The organism is Sphingomonas sp. CFBP9019 (genome assembly GCF_034045155.1).
In the GTDB taxonomy this organism is placed as follows: Bacteria; Pseudomonadota; Alphaproteobacteria; order Sphingomonadales; family Sphingomonadaceae; genus Sphingomonas; species Sphingomonas aerolata.
In genome coordinates this window covers 14584-38190 of sequence record NZ_JAXCWK010000010.1, presented here as the reverse complement: position 1 = coordinate 38190, position 23607 = coordinate 14584, and the positions used below count along the sequence as shown (strand labels likewise).

The 23607-nt window shown below is 59.3% G+C and carries 26 protein-coding genes; 11 read left to right on the top strand and 15 right to left on the bottom strand.

Going from position 1 to position 23607, the window contains the following annotated elements; translation table 11 throughout:
* Nucleotides 1-408, top strand: a 408-nt coding sequence (locus SOM18_RS18930; protein WP_320482194.1) for an alpha/beta hydrolase, incomplete at its 5' end; no start/stop codon positions are given.
* Nucleotides 409-834: 426 nt separating this feature from the next.
* Here SOM18_RS18930 and SOM18_RS18925 read toward each other — a convergent pair.
* Both SOM18_RS18925 and SOM18_RS18920 read right to left on the bottom strand, forming a co-directional pair.
* Nucleotides 835-2907: a prolyl oligopeptidase family serine peptidase gene (locus SOM18_RS18925; RefSeq protein WP_320482193.1), complete on the bottom strand. Its 2073-nt coding sequence runs from the start codon at nt 2905-2907 to the stop codon at nt 835-837.
* 321 nt (nt 2908-3228) lie between these two features.
* The gene (locus tag SOM18_RS18920; RefSeq protein ID WP_320482192.1) at nt 3229-4455 is read right to left on the bottom strand and encodes a Gfo/Idh/MocA family oxidoreductase; all 1227 of its coding nucleotides are present in this window, start codon (nt 4453-4455) and stop codon (nt 3229-3231) included.
* A 449-nt stretch (nt 4456-4904) separates the two neighbouring features.
* Here SOM18_RS18920 and SOM18_RS18915 point away from each other — a divergent pair, with 449 nt between their 5' ends.
* Entirely contained in the window at nt 4905-5831 is a 927-nt protein-coding gene (locus SOM18_RS18915) for a serine hydrolase (RefSeq protein WP_320482191.1), read from the top strand.
* A 318-nt stretch (nt 5832-6149) separates the two neighbouring features.
* Nucleotides 6150-6335, top strand: coding sequence for a hypothetical protein (locus SOM18_RS18910; RefSeq protein WP_320482190.1), 186 nt, complete (start codon nt 6150-6152; stop codon nt 6333-6335).
* 285 nt (nt 6336-6620) lie between these two features.
* Here the strand turns inward: SOM18_RS18910 and SOM18_RS18905 are convergent, their stop codons facing one another.
* Nucleotides 6621-7394: a hypothetical protein gene (locus SOM18_RS18905; protein ID WP_320482189.1), complete on the bottom strand. Its 774-nt coding sequence runs from the start codon at nt 7392-7394 to the stop codon at nt 6621-6623.
* Between the two features lie 130 nt (nt 7395-7524).
* Here SOM18_RS18905 and SOM18_RS18900 point away from each other — a divergent pair, with 130 nt between their 5' ends.
* Complete coding sequence (locus tag SOM18_RS18900; protein WP_320482188.1) at nt 7525-8025, top strand: hypothetical protein; 501 nt, start codon at nt 7525-7527, stop codon at nt 8023-8025.
* Nucleotides 8026-8482: 457 nt separating this feature from the next.
* On the opposite strand, the gene SOM18_RS19450 is transcribed toward SOM18_RS18900, so the two are convergent.
* Together SOM18_RS19450 and SOM18_RS19445 are read right to left on the bottom strand one after the other, a co-directional pair.
* Nucleotides 8483-8818, bottom strand: a complete 336-nt coding sequence (locus SOM18_RS19450) for a hypothetical protein (RefSeq protein WP_414712146.1) — start codon at nt 8816-8818, stop codon at nt 8483-8485.
* Between the two features lie 69 nt (nt 8819-8887).
* Nucleotides 8888-9292 carry a transglutaminase family protein gene (locus SOM18_RS19445; protein ID WP_414712145.1) on the bottom strand — a complete coding sequence of 135 codons (405 nt, stop codon included), beginning with the start codon at nt 9290-9292 and terminating at the stop codon, nt 8888-8890.
* Nucleotides 9293-9345: 53 nt separating this feature from the next.
* Between SOM18_RS19445 and SOM18_RS18885 the strand changes: the two genes are divergently transcribed.
* The gene (locus SOM18_RS18885; protein ID WP_320482196.1) at nt 9346-9471 is read left to right on the top strand and encodes a DUF892 family protein; all 126 of its coding nucleotides are present in this window, start codon (nt 9346-9348) and stop codon (nt 9469-9471) included.
* A gap of 134 nt (nt 9472-9605) precedes the next feature.
* On the opposite strand, the gene SOM18_RS18880 is transcribed toward SOM18_RS18885, so the two are convergent.
* The 10 genes from SOM18_RS18880 to SOM18_RS18835 all read right to left on the bottom strand — a co-directional run bounded on the left by SOM18_RS18880 (nt 9606) and on the right by SOM18_RS18835 (nt 17399).
* Complete coding sequence (locus SOM18_RS18880; RefSeq protein ID WP_320482187.1) at nt 9606-9956, bottom strand: protealysin inhibitor emfourin; 351 nt, start codon at nt 9954-9956, stop codon at nt 9606-9608.
* Nucleotides 9956-11035: a M4 family metallopeptidase gene (locus SOM18_RS18875; protein WP_320482186.1), complete on the bottom strand. Its 1080-nt coding sequence runs from the start codon at nt 11033-11035 to the stop codon at nt 9956-9958. The genes SOM18_RS18880 and SOM18_RS18875 overlap by 1 nt, the downstream gene beginning before the upstream one ends.
* 24 nt (nt 11036-11059) lie before the next feature.
* A complete protein-coding gene (locus SOM18_RS18870; RefSeq protein WP_320482185.1) occupies nt 11060-11821 on the bottom strand; it encodes a hypothetical protein in 762 nt (253 codons plus the stop codon).
* 10 nt (nt 11822-11831) lie between these two features.
* Nucleotides 11832-12881, bottom strand: a complete 1050-nt coding sequence (locus tag SOM18_RS18865) for a hypothetical protein (RefSeq protein WP_320482184.1) — start codon at nt 12879-12881, stop codon at nt 11832-11834.
* Nucleotides 12878-13048 (bottom strand): hypothetical protein, encoded by a 171-nt coding sequence (locus SOM18_RS18860; RefSeq protein WP_320482183.1) that lies wholly within the window; start codon nt 13046-13048, stop codon nt 12878-12880. The genes SOM18_RS18865 and SOM18_RS18860 overlap by 4 nt, the downstream gene beginning before the upstream one ends.
* A gap of 74 nt (nt 13049-13122) precedes the next feature.
* On the bottom strand, nt 13123-14049 hold the full coding sequence (locus SOM18_RS18855) for a DNA/RNA non-specific endonuclease (RefSeq protein WP_320482182.1): 927 nt from the start codon (nt 14047-14049) through the stop codon (nt 13123-13125).
* 133 nt (nt 14050-14182) lie between these two features.
* Nucleotides 14183-14365, bottom strand: coding sequence for a hypothetical protein (locus SOM18_RS18850; protein ID WP_320482181.1), 183 nt, complete (start codon nt 14363-14365; stop codon nt 14183-14185).
* A gap of 1166 nt (nt 14366-15531) precedes the next feature.
* A complete protein-coding gene (locus SOM18_RS18845) occupies nt 15532-16056 on the bottom strand; it encodes a hypothetical protein (RefSeq protein WP_320482180.1) in 525 nt (174 codons plus the stop codon).
* Nucleotides 16057-16599: 543 nt separating this feature from the next.
* On the bottom strand, nt 16600-16791 hold the full coding sequence (locus tag SOM18_RS18840) for a hypothetical protein (RefSeq protein WP_320482179.1): 192 nt from the start codon (nt 16789-16791) through the stop codon (nt 16600-16602).
* 359 nt (nt 16792-17150) lie between these two features.
* Nucleotides 17151-17399 (bottom strand): hypothetical protein, encoded by a 249-nt coding sequence (locus SOM18_RS18835; RefSeq protein WP_320482178.1) that lies wholly within the window; start codon nt 17397-17399, stop codon nt 17151-17153.
* A gap of 230 nt (nt 17400-17629) precedes the next feature.
* Here SOM18_RS18835 and SOM18_RS18830 point away from each other — a divergent pair, with 230 nt between their 5' ends.
* The 6 genes from SOM18_RS18830 to SOM18_RS18805 all read left to right on the top strand — a co-directional run bounded on the left by SOM18_RS18830 (nt 17630) and on the right by SOM18_RS18805 (nt 23499).
* Nucleotides 17630-17899, top strand: coding sequence for a hypothetical protein (locus SOM18_RS18830; RefSeq protein ID WP_320482177.1), 270 nt, complete (start codon nt 17630-17632; stop codon nt 17897-17899).
* A gap of 209 nt (nt 17900-18108) precedes the next feature.
* A complete protein-coding gene (locus SOM18_RS18825; protein ID WP_320482176.1) occupies nt 18109-18936 on the top strand; it encodes a D-alanyl-D-alanine carboxypeptidase family protein in 828 nt (275 codons plus the stop codon).
* A gap of 355 nt (nt 18937-19291) precedes the next feature.
* On the top strand, nt 19292-19558 hold the full coding sequence (locus SOM18_RS18820; RefSeq protein ID WP_320482175.1) for an antitoxin: 267 nt from the start codon (nt 19292-19294) through the stop codon (nt 19556-19558).
* Nucleotides 19559-19572: 14 nt separating this feature from the next.
* A complete protein-coding gene (locus tag SOM18_RS18815) occupies nt 19573-19962 on the top strand; it encodes a type II toxin-antitoxin system VapC family toxin (protein WP_320482174.1) in 390 nt (129 codons plus the stop codon).
* A gap of 185 nt (nt 19963-20147) precedes the next feature.
* Nucleotides 20148-21388, top strand: a protein-coding gene (locus SOM18_RS18810) for an IS3 family transposase (RefSeq protein WP_320482173.1) whose coding sequence is annotated in 2 segments (ribosomal slippage) — nt 20148-20492 and nt 20495-21388 — 1239 coding nt in all. Because the reading frame shifts where the segments join, the coding sequence is not laid out codon by codon here.
* Between the two features lie 1034 nt (nt 21389-22422).
* Entirely contained in the window at nt 22423-23499 is a 1077-nt protein-coding gene (locus SOM18_RS18805; RefSeq protein ID WP_353452420.1) for a replication initiation protein, read from the top strand.
* Nucleotides 23500-23607 lie beyond the last annotated feature (108 nt).

Genomic DNA, 23607 nt, shown 5'->3' with positions numbered 1-23607 from the left:
TCCAACGCCGTCGACCGGTTCGAGTCAGCGGGGTTCCCGCGCGCTCAGGCGGAACAAGCGCTCGCCATGATCGACGTTCCAGAGGCCTGGGGCGCACAAAAGCTTCGCTCGGCCTCCGATCTCAGGGCCTTGCACATCCCCGTTCTAGCGATCTACGGGACCAAGGATACGCTGGTGGATGACGCACCTGCGGCGCGTGCCGCTTTGGCGAGCAACCGCCGCGCTCGAATTGTGATGCTCGACGGGCTCGGCCACTCGTTCCAGGAAGGCGCGCTCACAGGCGTGCCGGATGAGGCGTCGAAGTTGGGTCCGTACCTCGGATCGCCTCGCCTCGTGGCAGTCGTTGGCGACTGGCTTCGAGATGCACTGTGGTCGAAAAGTGGCACGGGGATAGGACAAGTGCGGTAACGTACACCTTTTCGCCGCTCGACGACCAATCGAGTGTCGCTTCTAAGCACCGGTTTTCAGCCTCTAAAGGGCGTTTGACGGCGCTAAGTCGCCGTCTGCTGCACATGAACCATAATTGGCTACGCGCCTGTCCTGGCTCGAAGCCGCTGTTCCGCTCTCCTCTCCATTCACGACATCCATGGCGGGGGATCATTCGCCAAGTTCAGTCATCGCGGGGATGGATGAATGCCTTAAGTAGGGGACCGCGGAAAGGCGCGCGAGTATCCGGGTATGGGTCAATTTACCAATCAAGAGCATTGGGGGCGTGCATCAGCGCATAAAGCCCTATAGCACGGTACACGCTGAATAGATCAAAAGATCACTGTGTTGATAGGCGAGGTCGCTACGGAAGCAAAGCTTGTCGCAGGCTCTGCCGCCAGCGGCAGACTATTTTGGCTGGAAGTTGGCAAGTCCCCCGCGCCAGAGAGCAAAGCTGTAGATGTCAGTCCAAAGGTCTTCGTTCTGCGTTCGTGTCGAACCCGCCCCGTGACCGGCATCGAAGTCGATGCGAAGCAGTACTGGCTCGCCGCTGGTCGTCGCCGCGGCGAGCTTGGCGGCATATTTCGCGCCGTGAAAAGTGGCCGCTCGCGGGTCGTTTATGCCGCTGACAACGAGCGTGGCCGGATACCGTACACCCGGTCGGATATGCTCGTACGGATCAAGATCGAACATCGTCTTGAACGATTTTGCATCGGTGATCGGCCCGCCCCATTCCTGAATATCGGCAAAGTTCTGTTCGGATACGTAACGGATCGGGTTCATGAAGCCGACGTTGGCGATTGCTCCATTGAAAAGGTCCGGTCGTTCGTTGACGGCCTGGCCGACCATCACACCGCCACCCGATGTTCCGATAATGGTCATGTGATTGGGCGATGTAAGCTTCGTTTTGACCAATGCCTCGGCGACATCGATCGCATCTCGCCATGTGTTTGCCTTGGTCTCCGCCTTGCCAGCATAATGCCAACTGCGCCCGAACTCCCCACCACCTCGCACATTGGCTGTCACATAGACGCCGCCAAGATCAAGGAACGGGATCATCTGGCTTCGGTATGCAGGTGTAAGCGATAAGCCGTAGCTGCCATAAGCCTCGATCAGCAGCGGATTACGACCATTGGCGGTGAGGCCCTTACGCATCAGAGCGGTGTACGGTATTTTCGTTCCGTCCCGCGCGGTGGCGGTTAACGTTCGGACTTCATACCGACTTGGGTCTAGGTTCCGCGGTGCCTCTACCAGACCCATGTCCTGGAAATTGTTGTCTGCCGAGAGTTTGTAAGGTCTTGCCGGCGTGAACCAGCCGCCCAGGCTGACATAGGCCGTGTCCGACGTTGGTTCGTTTTCGATCCAGCGAACCGTCCCGGCAACGGGTAACGCGACCCGCGTTGCGGCCCCCGAGACGTCGACGCGCCATAACCCGGATTGTCCGCCCTCGATCGTTTGCACAAGGGCGCCTGATTTTGTCGCCGAGATGCTTTCTATGACCGGGTTTCCGGAAATGATTACGTGTCTTGCGGTGGCCAGGTTTGGCTTCGAAGCCGACGTCAAAAGGACGCTGCCGTTGCTGTTTCCCTTTCGTGAAAGAAGCCAGAGATTGTCGCCAGATAATTTTGCGCCGACAACAAGATCATCGAAATCACTGATCCGGGTCCAAGCGACAGATCCGGTCCCGAGCGTGCCGATATCGGTTCGGTAAAGTGCCTGTTCCAGGCGTCCATCGGCCACGGCCAGCATTGCAGAACGGGAGTCTGGCTGCGCCATGACGATCGCAAACTGCTCCGCGCTAAGCGGAACCGGCGGTTTGGCGCGGTCAATCAGAAGATGGTCAGGCGCCGACGCCTCCAGCAAATGCAGCCGTGGCTCAGAATTGATGAAGTAACTTGGTGTCCCTTTCTCCCCGACGAAGGTGAGATACGTAAACCCGGTGTTATCCGGCAGCCATCCAAAAATACCGAAGTCGGTATTGGGGATGCGATCAGGCAACAGACGCCCCGTTGCCGTTTCAACGACGTGAACGACCGACGCCTCGCTGCCGCGCTTCGATAGCCCAACGGCGACATATCGTCCGTCGGACGATGTCTGCCACCAATCAATAACCTGATCGCCGCCTGCGATCTTTGCCGGATCAACCAGTATGCGTTCCGGTGCAGCCCCCGTGCGCGCGAAAAGCATCGAGTCTTCAGCACCGGCTTTGCGCCGCTGAGTGAACTGGGTCTGGCCTACGGCGACGACCTTCTGCACCGTGACAAGGTCTCCGGTCAGCGCTTTGGCGCTTTTGAGAAAGCGTTCGCGTGCAGGGATCGCGTCAAGGGTGTGACGGGCGGCAGTCGCTTGTGATCTCAGCCAAGGCATCCAGCGCGGATCTTTGTCGTTTTCCATCCAACGATACGGATCCAGCACTTTCGTACCGTAATAGTCGTCCGTGACAGCCTCGACAGGCGCCGGGTTCGGTCGGTCCGATGCCATTACAGGGGAGCACAACATCTGTACGCCGAGTAAGAGACTGATACGAACAGGCATACGTGACAGCATCTGATTTCTGCCTCTACAACTCGACCACTCAACGGGAAGGCGAGAGATTTCAAGATTGCAGATTTCAGCCTATGCGCAAGCTATGTTTTAGAGCCGCAAATGCCCGGGTCGTTTGGCAAATGTTCACAATAGGCCGCTAAATCACGACGTTCATGACGAATTATCAGGCGCAAAAGCGGTCAGCGTGAAGATGAATGGATGTCTGAAGTTGCAGTTTGCCGAGTGGGGAAAAGCTAGCAGTGGCCTAGACGGTGGTCATCGCCTCACGCTGCCGTCCGACGCCAAGCTCACCGTGCGTCCAGCCTTCGCGGACGCGTAGACTGCCTCGATAAGTCTTAGGTCGCGCAATCCCATTTCTCCCGGCGTCCTGATGACGACATTATCTCGAACTGCGTCAGCGAAATGGTCGAGTTGACGAGCGAACTGAACGGTCGGATCGCACGGCGCAAGCTCGCGAGCGTCGCGACCTTCAAGGCGCATCTTCTGTCCCGAATAGCTCGTCGCAGGATCCATCATCAGGGCGCCAGCCGTACCGCGCACTTGGGCGAAGTTGACGCCCGCGGAGTCATAAGACGTCACAAGCTGCGCGACCGCGCCCGACGGAAACCGCCATTGCGAGGACACATGCGCGAAGATCTCTGCGAAGCGGGCATCACCGGTTGGCCGGAATGTCGTCGCGCTGATGCTCTCCGGCATCTCGCCCGTCAGATAGAGTGCAGACTGTAGCCCGTAAATTCCATAGTCCTCCAATGGACCGCCGCCCGCCAGCGCGCGATTTACCCGCCAGTTTTTGCTCGGACTGGTTGGCCCCATACGAGAGGACTGCTCCGTCCTCACGAGCCGGATATCCCCGATCGCCTTCTGCTTCATCAGCTGCATGGCCTCGAGATTGTACGGTTCGAAGTGCGACCGATAGGCGATCATCAGCTTGCGGTCGGCACGGCGGCTCGCGGCGATCATCCGCTCGCAATCTGCACTGGAGAGGGCCATAGGCTTCTCGCACAGGACGTGTTTGCCCGCCGCAAAGGCTCGGATCGCCCACTCGGCATGCAGGCCGGTCGGCAGGACGATGTACACTGCATCGATGCGTTTATCGGATGCGATCTTGGGGTACGCCTCGTAGGAATAGCGTGCGTCGGGCGGAATACCATAAGCATCGCCGACACGCTGCAACTTGTCGGGGCTTCCGGACACGATTGCGGCGATATGCGTCCGCTCAGTCTCGGCAAAGCGCGGCATCATCTGGTTAAGCGCATAACCACCGAGCCCGACGATCGCGATCCCGACGCTGTCCGCGCGCTTGCGACGCCCCGGTGTGGAAGGCAATTTCACCCCATCCGGCATGGGTTGACCCATCACGCGCGCGCTACTGGAAGCTTCAAGAACTGCCAAAGCAGGCACCGCTATTGCCGCAAGCGATGCCGCTGACGCTGCGCCACTGGCGTCGATGAACCCACGTCGCGTCATGACGATGCCGACCATCACGGACCTCCTTAAAGATGCGCTTTGCGTTCCTGCGTATTACTACGCGATGTGCGACCCGCTTGCTACGTCCAACGGGGCATACAAGGAGAGCCTAAGATATTTCGACGTGCATAGAGCCATCGAGGTCGCAGATGCGAATGAGCGATATTGATCCATGACAACCCGCGCGCCGCCTAGGTGGCATCGCCATGCCAACCTAAACTAACGTCCGAAGCTGGATAGGATACAAGGAGCTCCGAGCGTCCGGATCTGGGTTTAGCGAGGCCACGGTACTTGCGTGATGATGCAAGCCCGAACTCCCATCCTACATATACGCGATGCGTCGCAGTGTTCTCGCCCTTCTCCCTTTGTTTGTCGCTAGTTGCGGTTCTGCGCCCGAACCAAGTGCGGCCGCTCAGATCCAGGGGCCGGCAGCCCGACAGACGCGTGGACTTGACGATGCGACGATGGCGCGCACTATCGAAGCCGCGTCGCGATTGCCGCGTCTTCGATCCCTCGTCGTATTGCGTCATGGGAAAACGCTGGTTGAGCACCGCTTCAACAACGGGCCACCCCTCGACCGGCCAGTGAATATTAAATCGGCATCTAAGTCCGTTATCTCAGCGCTGGTCGGGATCGCCATTGAACGCGGCGTGCTGAAGGGTGTGGATCAGCCGGTGTTGTCCATGCTCCGCAACGACGCGCCAGCCAATCCCAATCCGCGTCTGGACCGGCTGACCGTGGGCAACCTGCTTTCGATGCAGGCCGGCCTGGAGCGTACTTCGGGCCCCAATTACGGCCGCTGGGTCTCGAGCCCAAATTGGGTCCGTTATGCCCTGGCGCGGCCGTTTGTCGACGAGCCGGGCGGGGCCATGCTCTATTCCACAGCCAACACGCACCTTCTGTCCGCGATGCTCACCCGAGCGTCGGGGCAAAGCACCTATACATTGGCGCAGGATTGGCTTGCCCGTCCGCTCGCGATCGCCATCCCGTCGTGGCCGCGCGACGGGCAGGGCATCTATTTCGGCGGCAACGACATGCTAATGAGCCCGCGCGCTCTGGCCCAGTTCGGCGAACTTTACCGGAACGGCGGCATAGTGAACGGCCGACGCATCCTGCCACCCTCCTGGATCGAGCAGAGCTGGACGCCTCGCACCGTGTCACCCTGGAGCGGCGGTCGCTATGGCTATGGATGGTTCATCGGGGATGCGGCCGGCCATCCGGTGCGCTTCGCCTGGGGCTATGGCGGACAGATGGTCTACGTCGTGCCCGACCTTGCGTTGACTGTTGTGATGACGTCGGATTCGGGCGGAGCAAGAGCCAACGGGCACATCGCGGCGTTGCACACGCTTCTCGCCGATGGCGTTGTCCCGGCTGCTCTGACCGGCGAGTGAGAGCTGCCGCGGAACTCTGTCTCAAGCCTCCGGCGTCAGCACCGGATCGGCGCGTGCCGATGGTTCAGCAGCACTCATTACGGTACGACGCAAATTCAATAGCTTGGCAAAGTCTATCGGGATCTTACCTTCGGCGCCGATCCGCACCTCAGCGAACGGCCGGTTGTGGGCCCATTCGGATATCTGTCGTTTGAAGCTACGTCATCATCACATTCGTCAGGAACAGTAACGAGCCGTCGCGGGCGGGTGTCGAGTATCATCCGCCGGTTCGCAACCGACAGGATTCTCGAATCGTTCGGTTTGTTGAAGGAGAGCAGCATGATGACCGCCCCGCAAGACGAAGAACCTGGTTTTGAAACCGACGTCAACGAACTTCCGGACGACGACAAAGGGCCGGAAGATACCCTTGAGGATAAGCCAATCGCTGATAAACAAAATTCAAACGATCTTGAGGACGCACAGAAGGAAGGTGCGGAAGAGCGAGAAGAAGGCGGCTTATACTGACATAGTCAAGATAGGTTCGGAGCGTAACCCGCCCCGGGCCAATTGACTGCTAAGATTGCGAACGTACTTTGTGCTAAAGCGCCACATCTAAATTCGTCAGCAGGATCGGTGGCCTTCAATGCAAACGGCGGCCATGATTTTGAGGCATTATGCAACAAAAGCGTTGCTTTGACATCGGTGGCTCGCTCATCTTTTGCCTGACGATCAGATCTCGGATTGTAATGACGACCATCCGTCATTTAGTAAGATTTGTAGCGCGGATGAACGTGTTGGAACACCAGATCCCTAATTGGCTGCGGCCTCCTTCTTGAGCATCGCGTCCTTGAGTGTATTGCCTGCGATCCCCCCGGCAGCGACCGCGACAACGACGTTCCCTACGAGAAATTCGACGATACCGACGACGCTGCCGAACGCGATCAGCGCCGACGTCGTCACCGGCAGAGCGGCCGTTGCCTTACCGATCGCGACCTTCGCCTCCTGGCGGACAAGCCGAAGCCGTTCGAATACAGGCTCGAGCGATCGCCCTTGATCGACTGCCGCGATTAGGTCGCCCAACGCAAGATGCAGCGCCCTTAACTGCTGCAAAGCTACGGCACGATCGGCATCTACCGGACCACCATTGTCGCATGCGAGCTCTTCGTCGTCGATCAGCCGCTGCACGGCTTCCAGGGCGACAGGTGCCAACGCCTGAATGACGGCAGCATGCTCACGCAGGGACGGACGCCCGGTCCACGTCGCCGAACTGACGGCATCTGGTCCTCGAATTTCGTCCCACAGCGCCTTGAACTGCTCACGGACCATCTCACGCCGCAGCGTGCGATCTTTCGTTTCCCGGGCATGGCGTACAAACGCTTCAAGACTCGGCTGAGCCGCCACAAAAGCCGGCGCTAACGGCCGTAGGTCGGTCCGGCCAAGCAGCGCCCGGCGCAGCGCCTTGTAGCGCGAGTCGTCCGCCAGATCCTGAATGCCATCGCAGGCACCGAGGCACAACGTCTGCAGACGCTGCAGCGCCTCCTCGTCGTTCAACCCTTCCGGCCAATGTGTTCCTGAAAAGCCCATCGCATTCGATCCGTTTCGACTCAGGTGATGGCCGAATGCCCGAATTAATGGCTGGAGTACATAGCAAGAACACGAATCCCCAGAACCTCACTGGACATACCGGCAGTGATGATGTTGATGGACGGTACCGATGCCGATCCGCCCCGAACATGTCTTCCTGTACCCGATCGATTGGCCCCAGCTATCGCATCTGGTCCGCTTCGTCCGGGCAGGCGGACGCTGCGAACATTGCGGGCGCCCGCATGGGCAACGGGTCTTCCACCTGGGCGACGGACGCTGGTGGGATAAAGGCCGGTCATATTGGCGTAATGGCGATGGTCGACGTGTTCGTCGACCGTCCGAGAACATCCTCCATGTCGGGAAATGGACACCGGTGGTGCTGGCCTGCGCACATCTCAACCATGACCCCAGCGACAGCGCGCTTCATCAACTGGCAGCACTCTGCCAGCGCTGCCACATGATTTACGACGGTCCCGAGCATCGCCGTCGACGTTGGATGAACGCACATTACCGGCGTGCGCTCGGGGATCTGTTCTACGGCCCATATCCGACTTGGGGGGCGGACTGGATCACGCCGACACCCATCAGCATGCTCGACCACAGCCGTTCGCTATACGCGAACGTCCGGTAGCTCGGAGCATCAAAGACGCTGTGCCGGTTGGGTTCAGACAAAAAAAGGGCCGCCAAAAGCGACCCGAGAAGTTTGGGAGAGGATGCCTGAAAGGCGTCACCTTGGTATCCGGCAGGTCGGGCAATGGCGATTGCAAATCTGTCTAATCCGGATTGCATTTAAAGCACTTAGCGCAGGGTTGGAGCCAAACTCCTCCCCTAGTTAGTTCAATGACAGGGGCACTATTCACAAGAGTTCGATAGCGCGGGGAGCGGCTGGGCCCCCCCGTGCCGATCGTCGTGCCGGACCACAGTCGTTCGCATATAGTCCTGCGATCAGGCAAGCCATGCCTGCGCGTGATATGACCAAGTTTCGATTTGTCATGCTCGTCGACAAGACGCTGCACGGCGAGAAAATACATCGGCAGTACAAACGATAAGGATAGGCCATAACGGTGAAAGCCAGTCTACCGCGACGTTTACGACGGCGTTGGCCGGGGTAGGGCATCGAGCGCTGCCGATACCTGCAGGCGCAAATCGTCGTCCCGGGAAATTTCGAGCATCGCGCTAAGGCTGTTGCGGGCGCTGCCGACATCTCCTGCGACCAGCTGAAGTCTGGCTCGCTCCCACCAACCATGGGCGTGCGTGGGTGCCACGATCGTCATGCGGTCGTCCAGGACTAGCGCGCGCGCGGGATCGCCAGCCTGCTCGGCACGGGTCGCCTGGTTGAGCAGCAATCGAAAAAGCGCCGATCGGTTCGACAGGGGAAGCATCCCGTCGGAAAACCTTGCCTGGCCGGTCATCTGCTCAAGCAAGGCTTCCACCTGTTCAGGGGCAACGATGCGACCATCATTGAAGGGATCGATGATCAGCGCATCCGACGCTTAGCCGAGGCAGACCAAGACGTGGCCGGGGGTATTGAGCGGCATCGCCGACCAACCAAGGCGACGTGCCATCGCCACATAAAGGATTGAGAGACTGATCGGCAAACCCAGCCGGCGATCGACGACAGCGGTCAGGTCCGCGTTCTGGGGATCGTCGTAGTGCGCGCGGTCGCCGGAGAACCCGAACTCTTCAGCCAGCACGCTGCTCAGGGCCTGGGCCTGCGCGACGCTGCCCGCTGCGTCGCCGTCAGCAGCGCGCAGCGCCAATTCTATGCCAGCGAGCTCGTCGCTATATTCATCGAGATCGATACCGGGATGATCGAGCGCCGCGAGTTCCAAGGCAGCCAGATCGAGCTCGATGTCCCCGTCTTCCATGAGCCCGAGATGAAGAATGCTATTGGTCATGCGACGCTAGATGGGGGCTCTTGCGATCGTTCCTATGACACCGCGGCGTAGAGATCGGCCGTGCCGATATCGCTGCGATCTTGAAAGAAACGTTCGATGAGGAATATGCGACCGACGACAAGTTGACCGCGATGGCAACGTCGAGCGTGAACGTTAAAGCCGAAGCGGTCACCGCATAAGCGCTTCGGCGTTGGGGGGCCAATGCCCCCCGACATCGCGGCCTGCAAGATAACAGACCACTATGCCCCGATCGTAAGCCAGTTTACATAATACCTATTATCGGCCTGAGCAAGCGATATTGCGCTCTGCTCCGCTACCTTACAGCTGTGCACTGTTTGCTAAGGCGACGCACCGTTGAGACTAGCTTAGCCATTGCCAGATCTCGGATCGGCTCGGCAAGTCGTAGCTCTCGGCTACGTCCGTCGATTGTCAGACCCACCGTATAGGTTCGAGCATCCGGCCTCGCCGTGTCGTTTGATGCCGCGCAGCCGAAAAAGTTTGTCTGATCCGCGAGGCTGGTGATTTCCTGACGCTCAGGGGTGGCGAGATCGTCAAAGGAGACCGTCTGCTGCTTCGCAAGTCCGGGAAAATGGGCAAGGCCGCCCTCGATCCGCACGCGGGCCTCGCCCGTAACCGTCTCATCGCATGCCTTGCCCGTCTGCATCAGATCACTCCAACTGCGCTCCAGGCCTCGGTAACCGCGGTCACCTCGGCACTGCCTGAACCGTGCAAACGCATCGCGACGTCGATGGTGACGCGGGCGAAGCCGGCGAAGTCCGTATTGGCCCTCGTATTAGGGTCCAACAGCGCATTGTACCAGATTTGGCCAGCGCGGTCCCATGCATTTCCACCGAGCGCGATGGCCGCAAGATAGAACGCTCGGTTGGGGATGCCTGAGTTGATATGGACGCCGCCATTGTCCTGATTGGTGCGAACGAAATCGTCCATGTGTCCCGGCTGGGGATCTCTGCCGAGCACGGGATCGTCGTAGGCGGTACCCGGCGCCATCATCGACCGGAGGGCAACGCCGTTGACCTTGGCCGTCAGCAATCCGGCACCGATGAGCCAATCGGCCTGGTCGGCGGTCTGCCCAAGTAAGTGCTGCTTTACGAGGCTGCCGAACACGTCGGAGATGCTTTCGTTGAGCGCGCCCGACTGGTTGAAGTAAGCGAGCCCGGCCTCCCGCTCGGTGACACCGTGGGTCAGCTCGTGACCGATCACGTCGAGCGAAATCGTGAAGCGGTTGAACAGCTCACCGTCACCGTCACCGAAGACCATCTGGGTGCCGTCCCAGAAGGCGTTGTCATAGTCCTGGTCGTAATGGACTGTGGCATCGAGCGGCAGCCCGGCATCGTCGATCGAGTTGCGCTGATACGCCTCCCAGAACAGCGCAAACGTAGCGCCAAGGCCGTCATAGGCCTCGTCGACGGCGATATCGCCGGTCGGTCCATCGCCCTCCCGCCGCACCACCGTCGCACCCGGAGCCTCAGGCTCGCCGCCTGCGTCGCGAATGGTCCTTAGCGGACTTGGGGCCAGGATGTTACCTGCCGCAGCACGCCGGCGCGCAATTGCACCGGTGACGGGTCCGGCTGTGCTGGCGCGGACAAGCCGAATGGTCGGATCGACCAGCAGGCTGCGAACCGCCATGGCGCGCATCTCAGGCGAACCGTTTTCGGCGATTTGCGACAAGATATAGGGCGGCAGGATGCAGTGAAGCGAATGACGATGGGTGGAGGTGCACAAGTTCGTATCTCCTGTGGGGGTTTGTCAGCTGCGGGCGCGGCGAAGCACGAAGGGCACAAGCGCGACCCACATGATTGTGATGAAGGCGAGAAGTTGGCTAGTTTGTTCGGGGCCACCCGGGAGGTAGCCAAAACCACCCAGCGAGGCGGCATAAAGCTCGAACGAGATCACCGAGACGGCGATCGCCACAACATCTGCGTCTCCCCCTCTTTCCTCCTGCGTTCCGAACCAGCGCAGTGCGACGATGAAAAGGGTGATGAAGCCTATGAGGATCAGGCGGATGACGATGTCGCCGGCAGAGATCCCGATTGCGAGCGGGTAGAGCGTTACTGCCTCAACCGGGAACAGCTTCACGAGGCTGGTATAGTAGGGCTCCGGCGCGGGTTCCGGGCGCCGCCCTCCCCTCACCGTCAGTGCGAATCCACTACGGAGCCGCAGCGTGCCGCGGAGGGAAGGTCGTGCGGCTGTGCCGCCCTGTCCGTTGATCGCCGTAATCGCGCGCTGCACTGCTCCAGCATAGCGAGACACAGCGGCGTCCCCGGGGGTGAGAGCTATGCCGATAGCCCTAGCCTGCTCGCATCGATCGAGAACCGTGGCGAAGACCGGTGCCTCACTGGCCTCACCGCTATGCAGAGCGGCAAATCGGTCACTTGCGTTGCCGAGCGCGGTGCGCAGGCCGAAGAAGGTGTCGAAGAAGCGCGGCAGGTAATGCGGGTTCTCGGTGAACGCCTGCAGCTGGTTGGTGAGAGCGTCGACCGCGTCCACGGCCTGGGTAAAGGTGGTCATTGGATCCTCCTCAGGCAGGGGTGGCGAGTGACGCGATCAAGCCAAGCGCGCGGGTCATGCGGTCGATGTTTAGGCGGGCCGCAGCGCGGCGCTGCGCAGGCGTGAGGCGGCCGGCGAGCGCATCGCGCAGTCCCGCCTGAGCTTTGGCGGCCAGGTCGATTGCATCTGCGACCAAAACCGCGCGTGCGGGTCCATCCTTCGCGGCCTCACGAGCGGCGAACACGCGGGCGGCGAGCAGCTCCCGCTGGTCGGACGACAGGCTCTCGCGATTGCGGATGTAGGTGCGGAACAGGGCGTTCCCGTAGAGGTCGTCGGCGTTGCGTGCAGCCCCCCTGCCCCACGTCGTCACCTGGACCGACAACGAAGACAACGCGCGATCAACAACCGCACCGCGCTCGATAACCAAAGCGCGGACATCCGTCGTCTGCCGTGCCTCGCGCGCGAGATCGGCCGCGAAGGCGATCAGCGCGACGAGGCTTTGGCCCTGCTCGCTGGCAACAGTCGCGTTGACGTTTGGCAGGTCGGTGCCGGCGACGAAGTTGCTGAAGCGCGCAAGCCGGTCGGCCTGGTCGGCAAAGGCGGTGATCTCGACCGAGACGTCGGTCTTGGGCGCATCGAGGATAGCAGCCAGTGCATCAGCATAGTCGCTGATCGCGGCGATAAGCGCGATGCGTGGTTCAAGCACAGCGCGCGGGCTGCTGCCAATGTCGATTTCGAACGCCGTATATCCCGGCGATGGGGCGTCGCTGACGAGGCACAGCGGCGCTGCCGGGGCCGATGGTGCGATAGGCACCTGAATCCGAAGGGGCGTCGCCGGCAGGCAGCTCGGATCGCTCGCGACCAGCGCTGCAGCGGCCTCACGGCGACGTTGCTCGATCGCATCGAAGTAGCTGGCGGTTGCCGTCACGGCCTCGCGACTTCGTGCTTGTACCGCCCCCGCTTGCTCGAGCCGGATCGCGTTCGTGGCGCATCCGGCAAGAAGCAGTGGAATTAAGATCAACGGTAGAACGGCAATCATGCAGTGGCGCATGGCAGTCTCCTTCAAGCGTTCGGGCATCATGCCCTTAAACTGCGATCCTCCCTCCCCTTTCTTCGCCCGAGGATGCGGCGCGGCCTTCCCTGCTCCTGCAGCCGTTGGCGGGACCGCAGGGTGGTAACGACATTGGTGATACGGGTGATGAGTGCTGCAATACCTACGAGCATTGGGCCGTCGATCATGTCGGTCATGTCCCCGACTCCTTATTAATTCGATGCCCCATGTTCCATATATGTTCTCTGTGGGATAGCGCTATTTTGCCGACTCAGACGAGGATATCCTTCGGCCCAGTGATTAGCCGTCTGACGACCTCGCCCCGATCACGCTCTTCGTTCGAGAAGCCATCGAACTGGTGCAATTCGCCAAAGTCGAGATCGGTAAGCCCTTCGATAGAGAGTACCGACCGTTGGTAGGTCTTGAACGCACCGAACAGGAGCGTCTGCTCGTTCAGGTCGACGTCGTGATCGATAAGGTATGCGGACGCTGACGGTCGGCCGTCATCATGGATGAAGGCGACGACCTTCCAATAGGCAAGCGGGATCGCGACGTCGCGGTAGACCGGGTCGTTCTGGCGGAAGACCGGGCCGGTAAACACGCTCGCGCGCTCGCCGACCCGGCGCGTGTTGGTGAGGATGTAGTCCTCGAGGCTAAGCCAGGTGCGCTGATTAAAGGCCGAGAGCTGCGGCGCGCAGTTGGTGAAGTGGAAGGTGTCTCGGTTAGCGACGCCGGCGGTCGGACCCCAGTTTGGATCCTCGCGGCGCACAAGGTGGCCCCGGTCGAAGTCGTTGTTGGCGTAAAGCTCGTCGCCTGCCTGAGCGCCCTCGGGAATCCGTCCGTCAAAGGCCCATGGATCACCGCCTCGTGAGACCGAGACACTCGCGCTGCCGTCGATGTTGACGCCTGTGAACAGCGCCAGGCGACGGCTCTTCGACATGACGATCGAGAAATGCTCGTAGTCGAGGCGCGCATCGGCGCTCCCAGCGACGGGCAGGACGTCGGCTGCAATCGCGGCGGTGCCGGGCAACGGCACGACAAACGCGCCAAGGTGCTCGGCCTGGTAACCCTGTCGCTCTGCAAACGATGAGGCCGGGGAAGTTCGGACGGCTGTCGCGTCAGGCGCAAGCAAGCCATTGTTCGTCGACGTGATCGGGCGGAGATCTTTCAGGCGGGGTCGATAAGACAGGTCAGTCATAAGATTTCTCCGATGCTTTCGGGTCGGGCTCGCTCGAGGCGTAGTTCTTCACCCACGACCGGGTCCTGATGGGTCTGGATCAGCCTCATAATGGCGGAAAACGGCAGACACATTGCATCGAGGCGCGGCCCTTTCAGCTTTGGCCGGGTTCGGCCACGCCACACCGCATGATCACCCCTGAAGTTTCGACACCGAAATCCTCGATGGCGGCTATGTCGAAGCGGTGTTCCACCTGGATCCAAACGGCGGTTGGCACAGCAAGTTCGTTCACTGCATTCCGGGCGAAACCTACCCTGTCGACGCTGCGCACATTCATCGCATCATCGAGCTGCCGACGGGTGAATGTTGGACGCTCGTTCCTGCAGATCCCCTTACACGCGTGAAGCCCGATTGTGGCGGTTTGGCGACACGGTCCAGTCCCGGGCTTGGCGTGAGCGAAATGGGCACGCTCCACATAACCGATGACCTTAATCGATTCCATTTGCCTAAACGCCGACCAGGCCCTGCTGCAGCCCTTTCCCTTACCCACGTGCTGACGTTGCTAGCCTTCTGCCGAGCGGAATGCTCGCGGCTGCCGGTGGTGTTTTCATGATAAATTTTAGCGGCGCCAGATGTCGAATTATGGTTGCAATAAGCCGCACGCCTAGCGGCGGATCAGCCTGATCTGAAAAGGCATTCTGAGCGAAAATCTACCGTCTTTCGCCGCCTGTTGTGGACCTATTTTTACCGCGGTTGCCGTCTCTACCATTGACTGTCCGATCGTCCATTAAGCGTGCCCTTATTAAGTCAGGAACAGAGCGTATTTGTTGAGCACAGAGCTGCTCGATCTGCATCATCTGACGATCCTCGAAGCGTATACATTTCAGTATGCTTGTGGTAAAAATGACAACCTCCTCAGCAGGGGATGATGGTGGGCTTTACGTCATCGTTTTATCGGCGCCTTGGATTGACGATTGCAACAGGGCAGTTCCGCTACAAGCCCATTTCGTGACAACATAAATTACACCACCGCACGGGCTAAACCACTGATACTTCTCGGTTTTTTCACATGTGTTCATTGTGCACATTTTGAGGTCTAATGTGTACATTTCCAGGTTGCTGATAAGTGTTTGTAAAACAACGGAAACCTGCAAGCGCAGCTAGCGTAGGGTGTGCTCTACTGTAGTGCTAACACATAGGTGCCGTTCGTGGACCGGTACCTCTCTCTGCTTACTACAAAATCGATCGATATTTCAGTAGGCAATGCCCCGCCTTTAGGCGGAAGATCAGTCCGTTCGGCGCTTCGCGCGGGCGTCGAACACGCTTGCCAGTGATTCAGGTAGGGATGATCATCGTGGCTTTACTGCGGGCTTACGCAGCGGCCCGCTGACCCAATCTTGGAACCCAATTAGGTTACTAAAAAGCTATCGACACCGAACACCAAAAATGGTTGCGATCGAGGTCAACAACCGAGCGAGGACAAGCACCAAACGGCGCAGAAGGCTAGGCCTGCCGGATATGATCAACACCGTTGAAAAAGCTGCGACGACTGCGCTTCTGATGGACTTTTGGAACGATCGAGGAGGCGGGTATATGCGACGTAAATAAGGCGTTTAAGAGAATCATACGAGCATAGAAAGTGCGAAACCGGGCCAGCGATGGAACGACCCTTTGGCTGTCTAGATGGAACTGCTGGTGGCTCTGCAAGCACGCAGAATGAAGCGAGGCCTTTCGAAGCCGTTTGACCGTCGTCAGCTTGATCCATGTGGATGATTCCTTGATCGCGAACACCAAATCGGCAACGTCAAAACTCAATGTCGCAGGAGCTATGAGGAGAGCCTGCAAATCACACGTAGGAACGTCTTTGAAAGACAAAGCACCGGGCGATATTAAGACGGTTACCGACCGGCCGTACACGCGGTCGTCAGAGGTGAGCGCAAACGGTTTGTGGGTGACCAAAACGTAGGTTACGTACTCGGCATCCAGACGCGTTAGCGGCTCGGCAATATGGATCAGCAGACGTCGCATATAACAACGATGCCGCGGTCGGATTGGGTGCCAACTGAGACGCTGGCGTGGAAAGTCGCGACCCGTTCGGCATCCCGGGCCGGGCCGACTTTTATGCCCCTCCTGGTGCTATTCTGATTTGCGTATTGAGTATGGTGTTGCGACGTCTCGCTACGGGCAAAAACAGCTTACAGGCGAAATTTTCGGGATAACGAAATTGCGTAATTTATTAACTTGCGGCCCTTTTGCTGCTCGTGAAGGCTGAGGGTCGCACAACGGTTGCAGAGAGAACGGGCCGACCGGCTCGAGCCTGTAACAGGCACGCCGATCACGATGCCCTCGAAGCCACTTGGTCACATCCGAGCTTCTTAGCACGGCGCTGCTGCATCCACGCCGCCTCCAAGAGTTCCCCGGGCGCGCGGCTGCGCAGGGCCACGACGCCGGCTGAGAGCATGATCCGCCCCCCAGGCTAGTCGTTTTCGCGCCCCTTCATCTCACGCGCGCTGGTCGCCGTGCATGCGGCCGACACTATCTCAGCAGCTGCTTGCAAGTCAGTGCCCTCCATTAGGATCGCAAAAGTGCCGCCTCCCACCAAGCGACAAGGTGGCCGCTACCCTTCTTCATCAGCGTCCGCGCTACCGCAGTTAAGAGACGATCGCCGACGGCTGCCGAGTCGATGTCGTTTACCGGCCGCAACCGATCAATATCGACAAGGTACAGGCACGCGAGCTCTCGTATTTTGTCGGTTGCCAGCATGCGTTGGAATCCTGCACCATTCAACAACCCTGTCAGGGTATCTCGCTGACCTACGGTCTGCAATGCCACCAGTTCTGCGCGGTTTACCCGTACACATCAGCCGACCTCTGCAAAATCCGCCTCCACCTTCTAGGCGCGTTGTATCTGTGCCCCGACCATGCGCCGCTACGCCCCATGCGTATTCCCAGCTTATCCGCATCTATCACAGCAAAGATGTGCGCTACTTCCAAATAACACGGTGCTGCGAAAGTGATTAATATGCCGGAAATGTGGGAAAACGTGGCAGGACTCCGGGACATTTAACTATGCTTCTAGTTAAGGTCGCTGTCGCGAAGATACAGATTTATTACTAAGAGTATTTATCGTCGCCGAGCTTTATAAGGCGAGTTGCCAGGCATCAGCATATCAAGCAGACTTGATGTTGTATCGAGAATTTCAGCCAGCTCATCGGCATCGTGATCTTTTAGAGACATCGCTACCGTTGTAAGTATTTCATCAGGCGTCGCCCCGAATTCCATTTCGAGTACTTTGATCATGTTTCTAACCCGCGTCACTAGGCGGAATTTTCGCTGCTTGAGAGCATCATTTTCAGCAACATTGTCTGGCACAGGGACCTCCACAGAAAGTTGGAGGCGGTACCCGGCTCGAGAGCCGGGCGTTGGAAACCCTGCACGTGGACAAGGCGCTGCCACCTTTAGGCAAGCCTTGGACATGCGTGACAGCCGCCCGACCGAGAAGCTCGACCGGACCACGTGATTGTTGGGGTTTCCACGCCCCACGGACGGGATTGACCGTGCCGCGTACTCTCGATTGCACTAGTGGCCGCTGAGCGCAAGACATGGTTGCGGACGAAGCCGATTTAGGATTGGCGGGCCGCGTCAGCGAAACGCTTTACACCTTTTTGCTCGCCGCTGCCGATCAGTTCAATGCTCGACTGCTAATCACCGGCACGATCACATTCGACGAGTTCAAAACACTGGTCCGTTTCAGCCGCGACCGGCATTTGTTCGAGCGGGTGATCCGTCAGGGTAGGGCCGCGTGCAGACCCGCGCTCGCGCTAGGCGCCGCTGATTTTTTCGCCAGGCAAAGGTTATGCAACTACACGTAGAGCTGACTAGGCGGGACGAGGCATTGGCGGCGATCGAGCGGTTCAGCGACGATATTATCGATAATTGCGCCGATCTTGCCGAGCTTCGGCCGACCAAGAGTTTCATAACAACGACAGAAAGTAATTTTAATTAGGGTCGTCCCGAGGCGCCCTTCGAAGCGTGCCGCTTACGGCAGCAGTCATGTCACGATCGACATTTTGAATGCTCGTTGGAGAATTTCAACTCCGGCATCTCTTTCAGTTCTCTACGGCGTTCGCAGATCTGTTTTATCGTTGCCAGCTTGGCATTCGGCCTACCTGGGCAGGCGGCATATGCCCGCTCACGCGTCTTTGAAATTGTGGTCGATGCCTCAACCGGTACCGTTCTGTTTTCGGAGGCGCCGGATGCAGCCAGACGGCCCGCTTCACTGATTAAGCTGATGACGTTCTATCTCGCATTCGAAGCTCATGCCGACGGCCGCTTACGGCTAAGTGACCCTTTGCCGATATCCCGCCGGGCGGCGCGCCAGCCGGCGATGCATTTGGGTATAGCCTCAGGTGGAAGGATCACAGTCGGCAAGGCGCTGGATGCTATTGCAGCGATCTCTTCGAACGACCTGGCCGTTGCCGTGGCCGAACGCATTGCCGGTAGTGAGCCGAAATTTGCCAGACTGCTGACGGCAAAGGCGCGCCAGCTTGGGATGCGGAATACGCGGTTTGCAAACGCATCTGGATTGACCAGCGCCGGTAACATGACAACGGCGAGCGACATGGCGAAGCTCTCGCGCGCCATCGTCAGGCGCTTTCCGCAGCAATATGCCCGGTTCAGCAAGCGCACGATCCAGTGGAGATCGCGTCGCACTGCCAATCATAACCATCTGCTCGGCCGGGTTACGGGCGTCGACGGCATCAAGACCGAGTACACGTCCGACGCCGGCTACAAGCTCGCAGCATCGGCGATGCGTCGAGATCGGCGATGCGTCGAGATCGGCGTATCGTGGTCGTCGTGCTGGGTGAGACCAGCGTTTCGGCGCGTGATGCGCGCGTTGCCAATCTGATCGAGTTGGGCTTCACCGGATCGAGATCGAAGGCGCGTCGCATACGACGGCGGTAATTCTACGAACTGGCTTGAGGTGACCCAGAGCCGCGAGAATCGTTCGGATCGATGATAGCTCTTATGTTAAATCAATGACCTAAGCGAAAAGCCGGCATCGATTTTGCATCTCCTAGTTCCGGTTTTGGCCGATAGCCGTCCTACGCAGCAACCTAGGCCAGGACTTCATGAGGCACAGCGCTTCCCGCGCCGAGGTCACCGGAGATGGACGACACGGACGTACTGTAACGGGATCGCTCATTGCGATTGATAACGTCAGTCCAAACGAGTATATACATGGCATATACAAAGGAGGCGTCGTGACACAGACATCTGCTCATTTCGACGTGCGCGAAGCCAAGCTGTTTCGTAACAATCGCAGTCAGGCGGTTCGTATCCCGGCCGAATTTGAATTTTCGGGAAGCCGTGTGCTCATTCACAAGGAAGGCGACAAGCTTATCATCGAACCCGAACCCAAGGTCCGTCTTCTCGACATCCTGAAAGGGCTAGCCCCCCTCGCTTCTGAGGATCAGTTTCCAGAGGATCTCGATGCTACGCTGCTCCCGCTTAGGGCCGTCGACCTGTGACCGGCTCACGCTACATGCTCGATACCAACATCGTCTCCGATCTCGTTCGAAATCCGCAAGGCGCGGTGTTCGATAAGATCGTCGAGATCGGGAGCGACAATTTGTGTGTCAGCATCATCACTGCGGCCGAGCTGCGCTACGGTTGCGCTCGTAAGGGGTCCCCTCGCCTGCTCCAGCAAGTCGAAGCCATTCTGAGCGGGCTCGAGATCCTTCCACTGGATGTCCCGGCCGATGCTGAATATGGCGGAATTCGCGCCGAGCTTGAAGCCGCTGGCAAACCGATCGGCCCCAACGACCTCCTGATCGCAGCCCATGCCTATGCGCTGGGTGCCACGCTGGTCACCGCTAATGTCGGCGAGTTCACACGTATCCAGAGTCTTCGCGTAGAAAATTGGCTCGTCTAACGCGGACGTTTTCCGCTTACGAAGCACGGCCTGAACCGATAGCAACGGCCCCGCCCCCGTCGATCAAAGGACCCCTCCCCCGAGACGGTGGATGAACAGCCTTAACGCCTTTACGCCGATACAGGTCCTGAGGTGGCCCCATAAATGAACTGACAGGGCCCCGCTCTTAGATAAGGGTGAGGCATATGACTGACGGTACGACCAGGCGTTACAATGATGGCGAGGTTCTCTCCGGTGTTCAGCGCCGGAGGCGATGGACACCGGAGGACAAGGTCCGGATCGTCGAGGAGACGCATCTACCGGGGATGAGCGTGTCGCTCGTCGCCCGGCGGCACGGCATCGGTGGGAATCAGATCTTCACCTGGCGGCGCCTGATGGCGCAAGGTGCGCTGACCGCCGCGACAGCTGGCGAGGAGGTGGTGCCAGCGTCCGAGTACCGAGCGCTCGAGGCGCAGGTGGGCGAACTACACCGGCTGCTTGGCAAGAGGGCCATGGAGAACGAGCTGCTCCGCAAGGCCGTGTCCCGGGCCGCAGGCCCAAAAAAACTGCTGTTGCGCTCGACCTCGGTGCCGCGGGATGGACGGTGAGCGCGGTGTCAGGCGCGGTCGGAATTGCTCGCCCACACCTGTCCGCAACGCGCCATCGCCCAGCGCCCCGACCGCGCGGCCGACCGCCGCTGCCGGATGCCAAGCTGGTCGCCGACATCCGCGCGCTCGTCGCCGATCTGCCGACCTATGGCTATCGCCAAGTTCATGCTCTGCTGCGCCGTGCAGCCGAGAAGACCGAGCGCGAAGCGCCCAATCCGAAACGCGTCTACCGCGTCATGAAGGTGCATGGGCTGCTGCTACAGCGGAACGGCGAACGCCGCGAGGAACGGCGTCACAATGGCCGGGTCGCCGTCGATCTGCGCAACACCCGCTGGTGCTCCGACGGTCTAGAGATCACCTGTGACAATGGGGAGAAGGTACGTGTCGCATTCGCACTCGACTGCTGCGACCGTGAGGCGATGGGACACGTGGCGACGACGGGCGGCATCACCGCCGAGGACGTTCAGGACCTGATGGTCGCCACAGTCGAGCATCGCTACGGCCAGGTGAACCGTGTGCCCGAACCGATCGAGTGGCTCACCGATAACGGCAGCTGCTACACCGCTCGCAAGACACGTGCGTTCGCCCGGGGCATTGGGCTGATACCGCGCACGACCCCGGTCAGCAGTCCTCAATCGAATGGCATGGCTGAGGCGTTCGTTCGCACCCTCAAGCGCGATTATGTCCGTGTGAACCCCAGGCCAAATGCGCAGAGCGTCATCGACCAACTGCCTGGCCGGTTCGCCCACTATAACGAGGTGCATCCGCACCGCGCTTTGCGCTATCGATCACCCCGCGAGTTCATCGCGCAAACCTGCGAGGCCCTATCAGGCCTTTAGGGGGCAACAACAGGTCCGCCACTCGCGATATACGGATCCCCATCAATTTCCATGGAACCAGCCGTTCCGGCCGTTCCACCTACCATACGGCACATCACCCGAAGTACATCAACCCCGAGGGGACATCACCATGAACCTCTTTGAACTCTGTCAGGCGACCGTTGTTCGTTCGCGTCATTCGAACACACCCACGCCGTCGCTATTTAGCTTCGTGAGAACACCGGCATCGACCAGTCGTGGTCACCCCGTCAGCCTTTCCACGTCTCTGGGTGCCCGTTCAACATCCGGAGAGTCTTCGTGCTCTAGCCGCTTGTCCCCTAATGCTCCGACGATGCTGACCATTCTTTAGGAAGGCCGTTTGACTTTAGCGGCATGGTTTCACGTTTTATTTACCAGCTCAGCCCCCTTCCCCTTCCACATGTCACTGACCGCTCCGCTGAAATGGCGGTCCTCAAGCTCGGTGCAGTTCATCATGCGAATCAGCACTTTCCTCCAAAGAGTCATATCTAAAAACCCCGCTGCTCGCAGCGGAAGGATTCACAATTCAATTGATTCAGATTCAGGGTGAAAAAGTGCCGCAGTTTCAACAGACTAGCCGGGTCTGCCTGACCTGGTGGGGGAGTTTCCCTGACCGGGCGGGGGCTTAACCCTGTCCTCGCGGGGGGGGATACCTGACCCCATGGGGTACCCTGACCTGGTGGGGGAAGGGCGCGCCACGCACCATCCCGCGATACTTTGGGTCAAATAAAGCCGAACGACGGGACAGAACGCTAGATTTGTGCCGCTTTTGGACCGCAGCTTGCGGCTCGATCGATCTCCTCGGTTTTACACTTCCAAAAGCACGAGCCTATCCTGACCGCATGGGGGTACAACAGCAACAACCTATCCTGACCTGCCTTGACGAGGCAGGTCAGGTCAGGCAGCAAGTAGGTTCGCAGACTCACTTTCGATTGTACGATGGCATGGAATCCAAAGCAGGCCAAATAGCCGAAGAAGTCGAAGCAGTAGCAGACGAAGTTTCGCCTGGTCGAGCGATGCGCGTAGCCGCGGCTTTGCGGGCCAAAGGCGGCGATGAGTTCGCCAAGCCCGGCAATATCATTGAGGTTAAGTTCGTCAAAGGGGAGTCACTGAGCCTTACGGCGTCTCGTTTGCTCGCGCTCATGATTTTAACGGCTGGAGGTGATGCATGGGAAGACAAGCCACATCGGATCAGAAAGGCTGACATTAGGCGTGGCCATAAGGGTAACGAGCGGATCACCGACATGTTGGAGGAGCTCCATCGGACACTGTTCGCCGTCGACGATAAATCTTGGCGGGGTAAGAAAGCAACGCTTCGCTTCTCGCTCATCTCGCGGTCGCGCGAAGAGACCGAAGAGGACGGAGGCGAAGCCGGCTGGATCGAATGGGAGTTCACCCCAGACGCTCGCAAGATGATTCAGGCATCGGAAACCTATGCCGTGCTGAACCGGCAAGCAGTGCTGGGCTTCAGGTCCAACTACGCGTTGCGATTGTACGAACTCGGGGCCCTGCGTCTACACCGGAGACAGGCGACTTGGCGGGGCGACATGGCGGCGCTGCGAGCCGCGCTGGGGATACCACCTGAAGTTTACACTGACTTCGCACAGTTGCGCCGGAAGGTGCTGGAAAAGGCGAAGGCCGAGATTGATCAGCTGGCCCATTTTCGTGTCGAGTGGCGCGAGATTCGCCAAGGACGGACCGTGGCCGAGATCGAATTTCGGTTCGAGCCGAAGAGCCCGCCGGAGGTTATCGAAACGGTCGATGAGCTAGATCGCCATTCCCGTGGCCGTCGAGAACGACGCGATGGGACGGTTGAGACTTTATTGGCAGGGCAGAGGACTGTCGCTGCGCCGACCAACGCGCATACTAAACCGGAAGAGAAAACCTTCCCTCTCGGGTCAATCCGCTTCGGTCACGATGATCTATTGGCGATCGGTCGGACATATGGGGGCGGTTGGGACATCGATATGATCGCTAACGGATTTCGCGATCATATGGGCGAGCGGGTCGAGAAGCTCCGCGGGGTGAAGCTCGCCGCAGCTTGGAAAGGGTTCTGCGAGAGCTGGGTGACAAGGCGGGGTCGCGCGATTTAAGAAGAATTGCACGCGTGCAATTTTTGTCTCCCCCATAGGGTCAGGTTGGAACTCAAACCGTCTGAAATGAGGCGAGAAAGCCCCTCGACTTTCGAAATCTGCGAACTT

What these genes read in the sequence shown, in the direction of transcription:
- SOM18_RS18925 (WP_320482193.1), bottom strand. Translation starts at nt 2,907, where the DNA reads ATGGCATCGGACCGACCGAACCCGGCGCCTGTCGAGGCTGTCACGGAC.
- SOM18_RS18920 (WP_320482192.1), bottom strand. Translation starts at nt 4,455, where the DNA reads ATGGTCGGCATCGTCATGACGCGACGTGGGTTCATCGACGCCAGTGGC.
- SOM18_RS18915 (WP_320482191.1), top strand. Translation starts at nt 4,905, where the DNA reads ATGGCGCGCACTATCGAAGCCGCGTCGCGATTGCCGCGTCTTCGATCC.
- SOM18_RS18910 (WP_320482190.1), top strand. Translation starts at nt 6,150, where the DNA reads ATGATGACCGCCCCGCAAGACGAAGAACCTGGTTTTGAAACCGACGTC.
- SOM18_RS18905 (WP_320482189.1), bottom strand. Translation starts at nt 7,394, where the DNA reads ATGGGCTTTTCAGGAACACATTGGCCGGAAGGGTTGAACGACGAGGAG.
- SOM18_RS18900 (WP_320482188.1), top strand. Translation starts at nt 7,525, where the DNA reads ATGCCGATCCGCCCCGAACATGTCTTCCTGTACCCGATCGATTGGCCC.
- SOM18_RS19445 (WP_414712145.1), bottom strand. Translation starts at nt 9,292, where the DNA reads ATGACCAATAGCATTCTTCATCTCGGGCTCATGGAAGACGGGGACATC.
- SOM18_RS18880 (WP_320482187.1), bottom strand. Translation starts at nt 9,956, where the DNA reads ATGCAGACGGGCAAGGCATGCGATGAGACGGTTACGGGCGAGGCCCGC.
- SOM18_RS18870 (WP_320482185.1), bottom strand. Translation starts at nt 11,821, where the DNA reads ATGACCACCTTTACCCAGGCCGTGGACGCGGTCGACGCTCTCACCAAC.
- SOM18_RS18865 (WP_320482184.1), bottom strand. Translation starts at nt 12,881, where the DNA reads ATGATGCCCGAACGCTTGAAGGAGACTGCCATGCGCCACTGCATGATT.
- SOM18_RS18860 (WP_320482183.1), bottom strand. Translation starts at nt 13,048, where the DNA reads ATGACCGACATGATCGACGGCCCAATGCTCGTAGGTATTGCAGCACTC.
- SOM18_RS18855 (WP_320482182.1), bottom strand. Translation starts at nt 14,049, where the DNA reads ATGACTGACCTGTCTTATCGACCCCGCCTGAAAGATCTCCGCCCGATC.
- SOM18_RS18850 (WP_320482181.1), bottom strand. Translation starts at nt 14,365, where the DNA reads ATGAATGTGCGCAGCGTCGACAGGGTAGGTTTCGCCCGGAATGCAGTG.
- SOM18_RS18845 (WP_320482180.1), bottom strand. Translation starts at nt 16,056, where the DNA reads ATGCGACGTCTGCTGATCCATATTGCCGAGCCGCTAACGCGTCTGGAT.
- SOM18_RS18840 (WP_320482179.1), bottom strand. Translation starts at nt 16,791, where the DNA reads ATGCTGGCAACCGACAAAATACGAGAGCTCGCGTGCCTGTACCTTGTC.
- SOM18_RS18830 (WP_320482177.1), top strand. Translation starts at nt 17,630, where the DNA reads ATGGTTGCGGACGAAGCCGATTTAGGATTGGCGGGCCGCGTCAGCGAA.
- SOM18_RS18815 (WP_320482174.1), top strand. Translation starts at nt 19,573, where the DNA reads ATGCTCGATACCAACATCGTCTCCGATCTCGTTCGAAATCCGCAAGGC.
- SOM18_RS18805 (WP_353452420.1), top strand. Translation starts at nt 22,423, where the DNA reads ATGCGCGTAGCCGCGGCTTTGCGGGCCAAAGGCGGCGATGAGTTCGCC.